Origin of the sequence: Hymenobacter sp. 5516J-16 (assembly GCF_022919335.1) — a bacterium.
GTDB lineage: Bacteria > Bacteroidota > Bacteroidia > Cytophagales > Hymenobacteraceae > Hymenobacter > Hymenobacter sublimis.
In genome coordinates this window covers 4523038-4537763 of the sequence record NZ_CP095058.1, presented here as the reverse complement: position 1 = coordinate 4537763, position 14726 = coordinate 4523038, and the positions used below count along the sequence as shown (strand labels likewise).

The 14726-nt window shown below is 57.4% G+C and carries 10 protein-coding genes and 3 pseudogenes; 6 read left to right on the top strand and 7 right to left on the bottom strand.

Annotated features, from left to right (window positions below):
- Positions 1–52 precede the first annotated feature (52 nt).
- From infC to MUN84_RS22415, 7 genes and pseudogenes are all read right to left on the bottom strand, one after another.
- A pseudogene (gene infC / locus MUN84_RS22445) lies at positions 53–610 on the bottom strand (translation initiation factor IF-3); the annotation flags it as partial.
- Positions 611–877: 267 nt separating this feature from the next.
- Positions 878–2827, bottom strand: a complete 1950-nt coding sequence (gene thrS / locus MUN84_RS22440; RefSeq protein WP_244696096.1) for a threonine--tRNA ligase — start codon at positions 2825–2827, stop codon at positions 878–880.
- Between the two features lie 174 nt (positions 2828–3001).
- Positions 3002–4102, bottom strand: a complete 1101-nt coding sequence (locus tag MUN84_RS22435) for a tetratricopeptide repeat protein (RefSeq protein ID WP_244696095.1) — start codon at positions 4100–4102, stop codon at positions 3002–3004.
- 68 nt (positions 4103–4170) lie between these two features.
- Positions 4171–5028, bottom strand: coding sequence for a hypothetical protein (locus MUN84_RS22430; RefSeq protein WP_244696094.1), 858 nt, complete (start codon positions 5026–5028; stop codon positions 4171–4173).
- A gap of 178 nt (positions 5029–5206) precedes the next feature.
- Positions 5207–7977, bottom strand: a pseudogene (locus tag MUN84_RS22425) (DNA gyrase/topoisomerase IV subunit A).
- 44 nt (positions 7978–8021) lie between these two features.
- Positions 8022–8165, bottom strand: a complete 144-nt coding sequence (locus tag MUN84_RS22420; RefSeq protein ID WP_244696093.1) for a hypothetical protein — start codon at positions 8163–8165, stop codon at positions 8022–8024.
- A gap of 188 nt (positions 8166–8353) precedes the next feature.
- Positions 8354–10272: pseudogene (locus MUN84_RS22415) on the bottom strand (DNA topoisomerase IV subunit B).
- A gap of 192 nt (positions 10273–10464) precedes the next feature.
- On the opposite strand from MUN84_RS22415, the gene MUN84_RS22410 reads away from it, so the two are divergent.
- The 6 genes from MUN84_RS22410 (at position 10465) to MUN84_RS22385 (ending at position 14718) form a co-directional block, all read left to right on the top strand.
- Entirely contained in the window at positions 10465–11649 is a 1185-nt protein-coding gene (locus tag MUN84_RS22410) for an AI-2E family transporter (protein ID WP_244696092.1), read from the top strand.
- 210 nt (positions 11650–11859) lie between these two features.
- Positions 11860–12330: a ferritin-like domain-containing protein gene (locus MUN84_RS22405; RefSeq protein ID WP_244696091.1), complete on the top strand. Its 471-nt coding sequence runs from the start codon at positions 11860–11862 to the stop codon at positions 12328–12330.
- A 171-nt stretch (positions 12331–12501) separates the two neighbouring features.
- Positions 12502–13026 carry a PolC-type DNA polymerase III gene (locus MUN84_RS22400; RefSeq protein ID WP_244696090.1) on the top strand — a complete coding sequence of 175 codons (525 nt, stop codon included), beginning with the start codon at positions 12502–12504 and terminating at the stop codon, positions 13024–13026.
- A gap of 23 nt (positions 13027–13049) precedes the next feature.
- Positions 13050–13556 (top strand): nucleotide excision repair endonuclease, encoded by a 507-nt coding sequence (locus tag MUN84_RS22395; RefSeq protein ID WP_244696089.1) that lies wholly within the window; start codon positions 13050–13052, stop codon positions 13554–13556.
- A 119-nt stretch (positions 13557–13675) separates the two neighbouring features.
- On the top strand, positions 13676–14011 hold the full coding sequence (locus tag MUN84_RS22390; RefSeq protein ID WP_244696088.1) for a hypothetical protein: 336 nt from the start codon (positions 13676–13678) through the stop codon (positions 14009–14011).
- A gap of 266 nt (positions 14012–14277) precedes the next feature.
- Positions 14278–14718, top strand: a complete 441-nt coding sequence (locus MUN84_RS22385; RefSeq protein WP_244696087.1) for a hypothetical protein — start codon at positions 14278–14280, stop codon at positions 14716–14718.
- The last annotated feature ends 8 nt before the right edge of the window (positions 14719–14726 follow it).

Below are 14726 nucleotides of genomic sequence, written 5' to 3'. Positions count from 1 at the left end.
CTTCTTTAGCGGGCTCCTTACCGCCTTCTTTCGGAGCGGCGGGCTTGGCTACTTTAGTAGGAGCCGCGGCCTTGGGAGCCAGATAGAGGAACATGCGCTTGCCCTCTAGCTTGGGTAGCTGCTCAACTTTACCAAGATCTTCGAGGGCCTGAGCAAATTTCAGCAATAGAATTTCGCCTCGCTCCTTGAAGACGATGCTACGGCCCACAAAATGCACGTACGCCTTAATCTTGGCTCCTTCACGCAGGAATTCCTGGGCGTGCTTCAGCTTGAAGGCGAAGTCGTGGTCATCGGTATTGGGTCCGAAACGAATTTCCTTGATGACTACCTTCGTTTGCTTAGCCTTCAGCTCCCGAGTCTTCTTTTTCTGCTCGTACTTGAATTTCGAGTAGTCGATGACGCGGCACACGGGTGGCACAGCCGTGGGCGAAATTTCCACGAGGTCGAGGTTCTGCTCCTGAGCAAACCGACGGGCCTGCTCAATGGAATAGATGCCCTGCTCGATGTTGTCGCCGACGAGGCGCACTTCACGGGCCGTAATCTTCTGGTTGATTTTAAACGGCTCCTCGACCTGGGCACGAGGTATATAGCGGCGGTTGGGGGTAGCTATGGCGTTCTTCCTTAAGGTGAAAGTCGATTTCTGCTGGATTGAAAGGACGCGGGAAGGCGCCGGCTAGTTCAATCAGCGTGCGAATATCCGGCATTTTTTCCACACGCTCAAAAAAGGCTATATAAAAATGCCGGTTTAGCCGGCGAAAAACTGCTTTTCGGAAAGCAGCAACGGACCTTCTGCGGGTAGCAACGCCTATCGGGACTACTAGACATTGCTACTCGCAGAAGGTCCGTCGTGGTACCTGCCGATGCGTTGGAGGTGTTGTTAGCTGGCTTTGCCGTCCATCATGTCGGCTACCTGCTGCTGGAAGCTCTGAATGAACTCTTCAATGGGCATGGCTCCAACATCACCGGCTCCGTGCCGACGGATCGAGACAACTCCATTCTCCTGCTCCTTTTCGCCCACAATCAGCATGTAGGGAATTTTGCCCACTTCGGCATCCCGGATTTTGCGGCCGATTTTCTCGTCGCGGTGGTCCACGGTGCCGCGTAGTTCAGCGGCCTGCAACTGGTCGTACACTTGCTGGGCGTAGTCGTGGTACTTCTCCGAAATGGGCAGCACGGTGAACTGCTCCGGGGAGAGCCAGAGCGGGAAATTGCCGCCGCAGTGCTCAATCAGAACGGCCACGAAACGCTCCAGTGAGCCAAACGGAGCCCGGTGCAGCATCACGGGGCGCTGGCGGGAGTTGTCGGAGGCCACGTATTCCAGCTCGAACCGCTCGGGCAGGTTGTAGTCAACCTGAATGGTGCCGAGCTGCCACTTGCGGCCAATGGCGTCACGCACCATAAAGTCGAGCTTGGGACCGTAGAAAGCGGCTTCGCCCAACTCAGTCACGGTGGTCAGCCCTTTCTCGGCAGCGGCTTCAATAATAGCCTGCTCCGCCTTCTCCCAGTTTTCGTCGGAGCCGATGTACTTGGTTTTGTTCTCGGGGTCGCGCAGGGAAATCTGGGCCGTGAAATCGGGGAAATCCAGGGCCTTGAGCACGTAAAGCACGATGTCAATTACCTTCAGAAACTCCTCCTTTACCTGGTCGGGGCGGCAGAAGATGTGGGCGTCATCCTGGGTGAAGCCGCGCACCCGCGTCAGGCCGTGCAGCTCGCCCGACTGCTCGTAACGGTACACGGTGCCAAACTCGGCGAAGCGCACCGGTAGGTCGCGGTACGAACGGGGCTTGGTTTTGTAAATTTCGCAGTGGTGGGGGCAGTTCATGGGCTTGAGGAAGAACTCCTCGCCCGGGTTCGGCGTCTTGATGGGCTGGAACGAGTCGGCGCCGTACTTTTCGTAGTGGCCGCTGGTCACGTAGAGCTCTTTGGAGCCAATGTGAGGCGTCACGACGGGCTGGTAACCGGCCTTGATCTGGGCCCGGCGCAGAAACTGCTCCAGCCGCTCGCGCAAAGCCGTGCCTTTAGGCAGCCATAGGGGTAGCCCCGCCCCTACCTTTTCGGAAAACGCGAACAGCTCCAACTCCTTGCCCAGCTTGCGGTGGTCACGGCGCTTGGCCTCCTCCAGGCGCTCCAGGTACTCGGTCAGCTCCTTAGCCTTGGGGAAGGTGATGCCGTAGATGCGCGTGAGCTGCTTGTTTTTCTCGTCGCCGCGCCAGTAAGCGCCGGCCACGTTGAGTAGCTTGATGGCCTTAATGGGCGAAGTATCGGGAATGTGGGGGCCGCGGCAGAGGTCCGTAAAGTCGCCTTGGGTATAGAAGGTAATGGCGCCGTCTTCGAGGCGCTCCAGCAGGTCTAGCTTGTAGGGGTCCTGTTTCTCCGTGAAGTAAGCAATGGCATCGGCCTTGCTTACCTCCCGACGCTCGTACTGGCTTTTCTTCTTGGCCAGCTCCAGCATCTTCTTCTCTACCTCCGGTAGGTCATCGGTAGAAATCGTGCGGCCCTCGCCCAGGTCAATGTCGTAATAGAAGCCGTTTTCAATGCTGGGGCCGATACCCAGCTTCACACCGGGGTACAGGGCCTCGAGGGCTTCGGCTAGCAGGTGGGCCGAGGAGTGCCAGAAGGTAGATTTGCCTTCGGGGTCGTTCCAGGTCAGAATAGCCACGGTGGCATCCTGTTCGATGGGGCGGTGCAGGTCGCGCACTTCGCCGTTGACGCGCACACCCAGGGCATTACGGGCGAGACCTTCGCTAATGCCGGCGGCAACATCATAGCCCGTGGCGCCATCTACAAACTGGCGCACCGAGCCGTCGGGGAGGGTGATATTCAACATGAAGTTGGGGAATAATGGCTATACAAACAGCCGTGAGGCCGCAAGTTACACAAGTGGTGAGATTGTGATGTGGTGAATTGGTGAGTTTACGCTTCTAGCCGAGCAGGCAGAATGCTAAATCCATCGTGTTATCACTCTGCTACCTCACCACAGGTTACAAGCCAGGGCGCTCTACTATAATGGGCTCGACGGCCTCCACAGCGGGCCGGGGGCTTCGTTGACAAGGATGCCCTTGGCGCGGTTGCCCACTTTCCAGGCCTTATACGTCCAGTGGCGGTTGCCAGGGTTTTCGGCTACCAGCAGCCGATACTGCTCGGCCGCTTCGGGCCACCGCTCAACGCTTTCTAAGCTCTCCGCAAGCATTTGGCGGGCGCCCGCCAGGCGCGGGGCACGGCGCAGGGCCCGCTGCAGGTGCGGAACGGCCTGGGCGTATTTGCGGGCCTTGAAGGCAACGAGGGCCAGCCGGTAATCAGCCCGATAGAAAGTGGTATCCAGCTGAACCGTCCGGGCATAGATGCGCGTGGCGCTATCGGGCTGGTTTTGGAGTTCAAACTGCCGGCCGTAATCATACCACAGCGGACCGTAGGTAGGCGCCAGCTTCAGACCCCGGGCCGCATAGAGGGCCGCCTGCTCGGGTTGGCGGAACGCATTGGACAGAAACGCTAGCTGATGCAAGGTTTCGGGCTGGCGGGGGTCGCGGGTCAGGCTGGCCCGGAAGTGCTCCAGGGCCTGGAGCGTATCCTGCAAGCCGACGTAGGCGACTCCTTTGTAGAATAAGGCGGCGGCGTGGTCAGGCTCCTGCTGCAGGGCGCGGTCTAGTTGGTCCAGGGCATCTTGGTAGCGGCGGCTGGCCAGATGCATCTCCCCTACCAGCAGGTTCAGATCTGGGGAGGCGAAGCCCCGGCGGGCGGCCTCGGTAGTAGCTGCCAGCGCCGACTTAATCTGGCCTTGTGCGCGCAAGGCCCGCGCCTTCGTGAAGTAGAACTCCCCCGGCGCATCATCCAGATCCAGGGCCTGATTGATGTCTCGTAGCGCAGCTTCAGTCAGGCCAGCATCCAGGCGAAAAGCGGCCCGGCGAGCGTACAAAGAGGCATTCTGCGGTTGACGGGCAATGGCGCCGTCCAGTTCTTCGGCCTGAATTTTTGGTCCGCTCTGCACCGTATTCAGGTTCACCATGGTTTCCGGCCGCTCCTTGGGGCCTTCCGCGCAGGCAGCAACCAAGGCCTGACCAGCGGCGAGCAACAAAAACAGGCGAAAGAAACGAAAGGGACGCACGGCGCAAGGTAAAATTCAACGGCAAAGATACGCGCTACCCATGGTTGGTGCTACCCAGTGCCTAGGGCCTACAGCTTTCTAACGTGGCGGCTGATCTGGCGGCGCAGCTGGCGGTTAACTTGCTCCAACATCCGGCGGCAGCGCCGGCTGAGTTCCAGCTCATCGGCCGTAACGGGAGTTAGCGCCACGGCCTCCTGCAAAACAGCAGTGGCCCGGGTTTGCTGACTGCGGTTCAGGTACACCCGGGCTAAATCGTAGGCGTACTGGATGCGCTTCGGGTCGAGTTCGTGGGCCCGCTTAAGCGCATCAATAGCCCGGAAGGTGCTGGCGCCAGCGGGCATTCCGCCCAGAAATATCCTGCTAAAAACCCGCTCAAACGGACTGTAGTGGTCAACGCGGTAATGCCACCGCCCCAGCAGCTGCCAGGCTTCGGCCCAGTCCGGCCGCAACTCGGTAGCCCGAAACACATGGGGCCGCATTTCGCGGTAGGCCAGCAGCCGGCCGCGGGCCGTAAGCAAAGTCGCCTGATTAGATAAAGCCAGCGCTTCGGCATAATGCCCTTCTGCCCCGTCGGGACGCACCACCAACGCCCGGCTAGCGTACAGGCGAGCCGCCGAAAAATAGGCTGCTTTACGGGTTTCGTCGGTGTAGCGGGCGCCAATCCGAACGCTTAATACGGCGGCTTGCCACAGAGCCTCATAGGTAGCGGGGGCTTTACTCAGTGCCTGTTCGTACTTGGCGAGGGCCTCCGACTCGTGGTACTGCGCCTGCAGAGCCCGGGCCTGGGTTAATAACTCTGCTACGGCCGGATCGAGGGGAGCAGGCTTAGTAGTTGACGCCAGCCTAGATTGCGCAAGCACGCAGCCCTGGCCTGCAAATAGACCAAGCAGCAGAATGACAATAAAAAGGCTGAATGGGCGCAGCATGGCCGGCAAAGGTACTTTCCTGATTCTGATGTTGAGTTAAAACTTGCCGCCGCCCGCTGCAATAAGCACATAGTCCCCGCCCTGCGAAGACTGCCGCAGAACCTCTCCGCTGCACAGAAAAGCCAGCCTGAATTCAGGCTGGCTTTTCTGAAAGTAACACCACCGCAAGGGCCTGCAACTAGAATAGCTTGAGTTGAGACTTAGGTGTTTTCAGTACGGCCTGGGCCTGGGCAATGTCGGCCTCCGAGATGTCAACCGTGCCATGAAGCTCCGGCAGCGGCTCCTCGGGGGCGGCGCTACTAGGGGCCGCCGTTCTAGGAATGGTGGCCGGACCGACTTTCTTCTTGGCTTCCCGCCGCTGAGGCTCGGGCCCTTCATCCGTCAGCAACGTTACGCCGTGGATGCGGAAGTAGGCGAGCTTGTTACCCATGGCCTTCCAGCCTTTCACGTCGATGAACTCGTGCAGGTGCAGGTTTTCCGTTTCCTTATCGGCCTTCTTGTCGCGCTGCAGCTTTACTTCCGCCTGGGGCTCTGGGTGGCAGGTAGCACATAGGAGCTTGGAGCCCTTAGTTTCCGAAATGAAGGTAAAGCGCTTGTCGAGGGTGCTGGTTTCAATTTTGAAACGCTTGACGTAGTGCGTTTTCGACTCGCCTTCCACGTACACGCTGCTGATAACCGTGTCGGGCTCCAGCTTGCGTAGCAGCAGAATGTTGGGCACATCGAAGTGGTGCGCCGGCTCGGGCGACTTCAGTTCGTAGCTGCCATCCTTATACACCACCAAAATGGTATGGTCGGTATCGAAGGCCCCAAGTAGCGGCCGTGGCCGGCGTGGTTCAGGCGACCCACTACGCTGTCAAAGAATACTTCCCGCCCGCCTAAAGTGCTGTCACCAACGGTTTTGCGGCTTATTTTCTTGATCGGCTGTTTCGTGACGATGTTGCCCATGGAGCCCTTGCCCTTAATGGCCAACTCAGCAAAATCGAAATCAAATTGCTTCACGCGGGCCGGAGCCTTGTCGGACAACTGCACGCTTACTACCTCCGACTCGGAGTTAGGGTTGGCCGTGAGGTAGAGGGTTTTGGTGCCTTTCGTGCCCTTAGTCAGGTCGTACACTTTGTCGCGGGTGATACCCGTCACCAGGAAGCGCTTGGCAAAGGCAATGCCCGAGGCTCCATCTTGGTACACCATATTGTACACCAGCCGGTCGTCGTTTTTGTTGTAGACGCCCACGTGCAGAATGTCCTTGCCCACGAAGGTTTTCTCGGCAATGCGACTCACCACAAACGTGCCGTCGCGGCGAATGGCAATGATGTCATCCAAGTCCGAGCAGTCACACACCGTCACGGCCTTTTCGTCCTTCTTGAGGCCGTAGCCCACAAAACCGTCGGCGTAGTTGACGTAGAGCTTCTGGTTGGCGACGGCCACTTTCTGGGCCGTTACTACATCAAAAGTGCGCAGCTGGGTTTTCCGCTCCCGGTTGGCGCCGTACTTTTTCAGCAGGCCTTCGAAGTAGTGAATGGCGTAGCGGACAATGTTAGCCAAGTGGTCAGCTACTTCCGCCAGCTCCGTTTCCAGCTTCTGAATGTACTCTTCGGCCTTGAAGCCGTCGTACTTGCTGATGCGCTTGATGCGGATTTCAGTCAGGCGAGTCAGGTCGTCCTCAGTGATGGCGCGGCGCAGGACAATGCGCGCGTCGTTGGTTTTCTGCTTTTCGCCTTCAATGCGCACAAATTTCTTCAGGCCAGCATCAATGGTTTGCAGAATGTCCTCCCAGGTTTCGCACTCCTCAATTTTGCGGTAAATGCGGTTCTCGATGAAAATCTTTTCCAGCGAGGCCGAGTGCCATTTTTCCTGTAGCTCTTCCTGCCGAATTTCCAACTCCCGCTCCAGCAAGCGCACCGTTTTCTGGGTGCTCAGGCGCAGCATGTCCTCTACCCCCACAAAGCGCGGCTTATCTTCGATAATGACGCAGGTGTTGGGCGAAATGCTGATTTCGCAGTCGGTGAAGGCGTACAAGGCGTCCATGGTAAGGTCCGGCGACACGCCCGTGGGCAAGTGCACCTGAATCTCTACCTCGGCGGCCGTGTTGTCAACTACCTTTTTAATCTTGATTTTGTTGGCTTCCGAGGCCTTCACGATGCTTTCCATCAGCGCCGTGGTGGTGGTGCCGTAGGGAATGTCGCGAATGACGAGCAGGGTTTTATCAACCTTTTCGATGGTAGCGCGCAGGCGGATTTTGGCCCCGCGCAGACCGCCGTTGTAGTTGGTCACGTCGCAGAGGCCGCCGGTCGGGAAGTCCGGAAACAGCTGAATTTCCCTACCTCGCAGCACGTCAATGGAAGCCTTGCACAACTCCCGGAAGTTGTGGGGCATGATCTTGGTGCTCAAGCCCACGGCAATGCCTTCCACGCCCTGGGCCAGGAGCAGCGGAAACTTTACGGGTAGCGTAGTTGGCTCGCGCTTGCGGCCGTCGTAGCTCATCTGCCACTCCGTGATGTCGGGGTTGAACACCACGTCGAGGGCAAACTTGCTCAGGCGGGCCTCAATGTAACGGGCCGCCGCGGCCCCGTCGCCGGTGCGGATGTCGCCCCAGTTGCCCTGGGTTTCAATCAGCAAGTCCTTCTGGCCCAAGTTCACCATGGCGTCGCCGATGGAGGCGTCGCCGTGGGGGTGATACTGCATGGTCTGACCGATGACGTTCGCCACTTTGTTGAAGCGGCCGTCGTCCATTTCCTTCATGGCGTGCAGAATGCGGCGCTGCACGGGCTTGAGGCCGTCCTCGATGGCAGGCACGGCGCGTTCCAGAATCACGTAGGAGGCGTAGTCCAGAAACCAGTTCTGGTACATGCCATTCACCGTGGCCACGTCGTGAATGGTTTCGCCGGGGGCGAACTTGGGCTCCTCTTCGGTTTCTTCCGTTACGGGCTCCGGCTCGGTTACGGCTTCCACATCGGCACTAGACTCCGCGAGCAGCAACTCGCCGGCTTCGCTTATCACGAATTGCGGCGCGTCTTCCGGGAGGCATCAGCATTGGCCGGAGCTTCCGGCGCCGACCCGAACGCAAAGGAGTCACCGGCACCAAACAGCTTCGATTCGTCTTCGTGGTTCAGGTCTTGGGGGTTCGTCTCTTCTGACATGGGGGTGTGGCAAGCGCCACGGTTATTGTTCTTGTACCTCTCTCCTGCTGCCCAGTAAAGGGAGCAGAAGGTTAAAACTCTTAGCTACTAGGTAGGACCGGGTGGTGGGGCGTGGTTGCTAAAGTGCTACCCCACAACCGGCCTAGTCTACTTGCGCGTGGTATCTGCTAACTGGGCTGGCTGTTATTCTAGGCCAAATCAGCCTCCGCCACTTCGGCCAGGGGCAACACGTCGGAGGTTACTAGGTCTTTTTCTAAACGCAGGTTTTCAATGATGAATTCCTGACGAGCCGGGGTGTTTTTGCCCATGTAGTAAGTCAGCACCTGCTGGATAGAACGGTCCGACTGCAGAATCACGGGTTCCAGCTTGATGTTGTCACCGATGAACTTGCCGAACTCGTCGGGCGAAATCTCACCCAGACCTTTAAAGCGCGTTACCTCGGGGTTGCGGCCCAACTGGCGCATGGCAGCCTGCTTTTCCTGCTCGTTGTAGCAGTAAATGGTGGTTTTCTTGTTGCGGACGCGGAACAGCGGGGTTTCCAAGATGAAAACGTGGCCGTTGCGCACCAAATCGGGGAAGAACTGCAGGAAGAACGTGAGCAACAGCAGCCGGATGTGCATGCCATCCACGTCGGCGTCGGTGGCAATGACCACGCGGTTGTAACGTAGGTTTTCAATGCCCTCCTCAATGTTCAGCGCGTGCTGGAGCAGGTTCAGCTCCTCGTTCTCGTACACGATTTTCTTTTTCAGCCCGAAGCAGTTCAGGGCTTACCACGCAAAGAGAAAACGGCTTCCGTTTCCACGTTCCGGCTTTTCGTAATGGAGCCCGAAGCCGAATCACCTTCCGTGATGAACAGGGTAGTGAGCAACTCCTTCTCGGCGTTTTTGGTCTCGCCCAGGTGCAGGCGGCAGTCGCGGAGCTTGCGGTTGTGCAGGTTGGCTTTCTTGGCGCGCTGGTTGGCCAGCTTCTTCACCCCGGCCATGTCCTTCCGCTCCCGTTCGTTCTGCTCGATGCGCTTTTTGAGCGCTTCGGCCGTTTCGGGATTTTTGTGCAGGAAATTGTCGAGGTGCTCCTTTACGAAGTCCAGAACGAACCCGCGCACGGTAGGCCCATCCGGACCCATGTTAAGGGAGCCGAGCTTGGTTTTGGTCTGGGACTCGAACACCGGCTCCTGCACCCGCACCGAAATGGCGGCCACAATGGAGCCTCGGATATCGGCCGCGTCGTAGTCCTTTTTGTAGAACTCGCGCAGCGTTTTCACTACGGCCTCCCGGAAAGCGGCCAAATGGGTACCGCCCTGGGTAGTATACTGGCCGTTCACGAAGGAGTAGTACTCCTCACCGTAGTCGTTGCCGTGGGTGAGGGCCAGTTCAATGTCCTCGGCCTTCAGGTGAATAATGGGGTAGCGCAGGCTTTCCGCGTCGGCTTTGCGAGCCAGCAGGTCCAGCAGGCCATTTTCGGAGTAGTACTTCTGACCGTTGAAGTTGATGGTCAGGCCGGCGTTCAGGTAGACGTAGTTCCAGATCTGATTTTCCAGGTACTCCGGGATAAAGCGGTAGTTGCGGAAAATGGAATCGTCGGGCTGGAAGGTGAAGAGTGTACCGTTGCGCTGGCTGGTTTTCACCGGCTTAGGGTCGCTGGTAAGAATGCCCTGGGCAAACTCCGCCGACTTCATCAGCCCGTCGCGTACGCTTTGCACTAAAAAGTAATTGCTCAGGGCGTTAACCGCTTTGGTGCCTACCCCGTTTAAGCCCACAGACTTCTGGAAGACTTTCGAGTCGTACTTACCGCCCGTGTTGATCTTGCTTACTACCTCTACCACCTTGCCCAGCGGAATGCCCCGGCCGTAGTCGCGCACCTGCACGCGCTGGTCGGAAATCTTTATTTCGATGGTGCGGCCGTGGCCCATTACGTGCTCATCAATGGAGTTATCAATAACTTCCTTAACCAACACGTAAATGCCGTCGTCGTAGCTGGAGCCATCCCCCAGCTTACCGATATACATGCCCGGGCGCAGCCGAATGTGCTCACGCCAGTCCAGGGAGCGAATACTATCCTCGGTGTAGCCGTGGTCAGGGGTAGCGGCGGGTACTAGTTCTTCAGCCATGAAATCGGGTAATCAAATTTGAGGTAAAATAACGCAGAAAATTGGCCTTTTCCGCGTCTTTCTTTCGCTAGCGAAGTTAGCAAAATTCCCCGTATCAACCCCAATTTAACAGGGTTTGTTCCCACAAAAACGGCCAATATTGGCCATTACCTTCACTCCCAATCTGTTTGGCTTACCAATTTTTTTAGCAATATGTTTCCTCCCGCTACCCAACATCATTTGCCTCCTTCGGGCCATAAGCCCAGCCAGGAGGTAAAGCAAGCCCCCGTGGTTCAGTTTGCCTTTCTTATGATAGGGGCCGTGCTGCTGGTGTACACCCTGCGCGTACTCGACGACGTGCTGCTGCCACTGGTTTTCTCGGGCGTTTTCGCCCTGCTGTTGCTGCCCATCTGCCGGTGGCTGGAACTGCGGGGCCTGCCCCGGGTGCTGGCCATCATCCTGTGCTTGCTGCTGCTGGTACTGATTTTTGCGGGCTTCGTGCTTGGGTTTGGCTCCCAGCTAACTCAGTTTAAAACCGAGATTCCCAAGCTGCAGGCCAAAACCATGGAGTTCTTCAACACGGCGCAGGAGTGGGCCCACCAGCGGTTCGGCTACCAACCCATGAGCATTGAAGACGTGAAGGAGTCGACGATGAAGGCCCTGAAGAAGTCGGGTGGTACGTATCTGGGTACTACGCTCAACACTACCACGGCGGCCCTGAGCAACATTCTGCAGGTGTTTATTTACATCTTCTGTCTGCTGCTCTACCGCGACCATCTGCGGCAGTTCATGTTCCGCTTCGTCGCTCCCGATAAGCGTACGGCGGTGCTGCACACCGTGGACAGCATCCAGACGGTCGTACAGGCCTACATTTCGGGTTTGGTGAAGGTTATTCTCATTGTGGCCGTGCTGAACGGTATCGGGCTGGTAGCGCTGGGGGTTAAGTTTGCCATCTTCTTCGCCATTTTCGCCTCGGTGCTGGCCGTTATTCCCTACATCGGCATCATGATTGGGGCGACCATCCCGGCTATTATCACCCTGGTAGAAACCGGCTCGGTGGTACAGGCCGCGCTGGTCATTGGCGTGTTTGTGGTGGTGCAGTTCCTGGAAGGCAACTTTATCACGCCCATGATTACTGGTTCGCAGGTAAGCATCAACCCGCTGGCTGCCATTCTGGCCCTGATTCTAGGCAACGAGCTCTGGGGCACGCCCGGCATGATTCTGAGCATTCCGATTATGGCCGTTATCAAGGTGGTACTGGATGCCAACAAAGTGACGGAACCCTGGGGCTTCCTGCTCGGCGATACGGCCGAAGGCGACGATTCCACAAAGCCTGGCGAGAAGCAGCCCGGCTTCCTGGGCCGATTATGGGGGCGCGTTACGGGCAAAGCAGCCTAAGTAGCTCACCTATTGAGGCTCCTACCCTTTCCCCGTTGGCTGAGGCTAACGGGGATTTTTTTTAGCTGAAACGCGCAGGTAGTGCCTTAAGACCGAAATTTTATAATCCTGCTTAGGCAACCTCCACGGGGCGGGAAGGGTATAAAAGCCCATGTGTTGCCTACCCGGCAGCATTTCTCTTTCCCTACCATTCATTTAAAACGCTTCATCATGGCCACTATAACCGGCGACGCCGCCCGCGCTTACAACGACCTCGTAGAAATCAACAAAACCGCCGCGAAAGGCTATCAGGAAGCCGCCGAAGGCGCCAGCAGCAGCGACTTGAAGGCTAAGTTCAGCCAGTTCAGCCAGCAGCGGGCCCAGTTTGCTTCTGAGCTTTCCCAGCATGCCCAGCAGTACGGCATCAACACGGAAGAAGGCAACACGGTTGAAGGCCTAGTAGCCGACGCCGCTGCTGCTGTACACCGCGGCTGGATCAACATTAAATCGGCCATTACGGGCCAGGACGACTCGGCCATTCTTGGCGAGTGCGAAACGGGTGATGCCGTGGCACTGCAGTCGTACGAAACGGCTATGAAGTCGCAGAACCTGCCCGCCGAAGCCCGCACTGTAATTCAGAAGCAGCACAGTGAAATCCTGTCGGCTAAAAACTGGATTACCCAGCAGAAAGGCACCCGCTAAGCCATTAGCAAATTTCTTTTGTCAGAAAGCCTACCACCTTGGTAGGCTTTCTGCTTTTAAGGCTGAGCCAGAAGCCGCTTCGGGAAGGCAACTCGGCGTTGCAACCTTCCGGGGGCGTATCTTTGTTACCAATTTTGTTAGCACGTTTGTTTACCCGAATTCGCTTCTCGTTTGTACGCCATCATTGACCTTGAAACTACCGGAGGGCAGCCCGCGCAGGACCGCATCACGGAAATAGCCATCTACATTCACGACGGTGAGAAAGTAGTGGATGAGTTCAGCACCCTGTTGAACCCTGGCCGGCCCATCCCGTTTTTCATTACCCAGCTCACGGGCATTACGGATGATATGGTGCGCGACGCACCTAAGTTTCATGAGGTAGCGCGCCGGATCGTCGAGATTACGGAGGGCTGCGTGTTTGTGGCGCATAATGTGCGCTTCGACTATTCTTTTCTGAAAAAGGAGTTTGCGGATTTGGGTTACAACTACTCCCGCAAAACGCTGTGCACGGTACGCTTAAGCCGCTCCCTGATGCCGGGGCAGCCTAGCTACAGTTTGGGCAAGCTCTGCCAGAACATCGGGATTCCGCTTAACGATCGGCACCGGGCTACCGGCGACGCCGCGGCCACGGCCATTCTGTTTGGCCGCTTGCTCAAAATTAGCCAGCAGGAAGAAGCCCTCACGGCCCGGGCCTGAGCCCGGCCGATACACTGGCGGCCGTGGACGCCAACGCTCCGGCGGGCAACCGCCCCAGAAATGGCAGTGCCGCTGCTACCACCAAGCAGCCCTCAGCCCGCAAAATCAAGGCCGTGCAGGATGCCATCCGAACGGCCTTGCTACCGCCCAACATCACCCCCGAAAAAGTAGCCAGCCTACCCCAGGAAGCCGGCGTGTACTATTTTCATGATGAGCAGGGCGAGGTGATTTATGTGGGCAAGAGCATTAACATCTACAAGCGGATTCAGCAGCATTTCGCCGTCGACTACAAGTCGCGCAAGAGCATCGAGTTCAAGAACTCCATTTCCGATATTACCTGGGAGCTGACCGGCTCCGAGTTGGTAGCCCTGCTTTATGAGTCGCACGAAATCAAGCGCATGAAGCCGCTCTACAACCGGGCTCAGCGTCGCTCGGTGTTTCCGGCCGGTATTTTCCTGCGTACGGATGAAAACGGCTACAAGCACCTCTACTATGGCCGCGCCGATGACCACGCGGAATCTCACCCCTGATTGCGCTGGGCAACCAGTATAAAGCCAAAGGTTTCCTATTTCACAAGGTCGCCAAATTCAACCTCTGCCAGAAGCTCTGCGACCTGTACAAAACCACCGGATCCTGCTTTGACTACCAAGTGCACCGCTGCAAAGGCGCCTGTATAGGGCTGGAGCCGGCGGAGGAGTACAACGAGCGAGTAGAGGCCGCCATCGAGTCGTTTACCTACGAGCACGGCTCCTTCGTGATTACGGGGCTGGGCCGTCGGGCCGACGAGAAGAGTATTGTGGTGGTAGAAAATGGGCGCTACCTAGGCTTTGGCTACGTAGATGAAACCTTCACGGCCCGCAAACTGACGGATTTTAAGGAGGCCATTACCCGCTACAACGACAACAAGGACGTGCAGCAGATTATCCGGCAGTACCTTCGGACCAAGCACAAGGATAAGGTCAAGATTTTCAAAGCCGCAGCCTGATTGCCCCAATGGGCAACGCTACCCTCCCTCATTTTTAAGGGTACATACCGGGCCCTTTTCGGCAAATGCAGTAGCAGGCCGCCTATTGATAAACGGCTCGTATGCGCGGCTTGCTTAAGTGTCGTGTGTGGGCGCAATAAGAAAGAACCTCGGAAAGCTTCATGGGGCCTTTAACTGTGGCAGCGGGCATGCTGTTGGCGGTGCGGTAGCGCAATGACCGAAGTAGGTCAAAACTTTTCGAGTGGGCCTGCGTAGCAGCAGCACTTATGCATCCTTCTCCTGCTCTGAGCATCTTATTTCGGCCTGATCTGCACGTATTGATTGTACGCTGGCTGCGCGAAATTTCGCAGCACGAGCTACAACAGGGCTACCAGGAAGCGTTGGCCACTGCCCGCCACCACGGGGCCAGGTGCTGGCTGGTTGATTCGCGGCGGCGGGCGCTATCGGATGAGCAAATGGCTGACTGGCTGGCAACCAGCTTTCTGCCTACGTTGTCTCAAGATCTAGGCTCGGTCGTGTATGTGGCTTGCCTGGTGTCTGCCACCTGGCAGGACACGGGCGGCCCGGCCGCCCCACTAGTGGTTCTAGCCCAGCGCCAGCCGCTACCAGCTCAGGGCTATCATTTGCAATTATTCGGGGATGAAGGCACCGCTATGCAGTGGCTCCACCGCGTATGTACGCCAACGGTAACCAATTCGGCGCCTTAAGTTCCAGC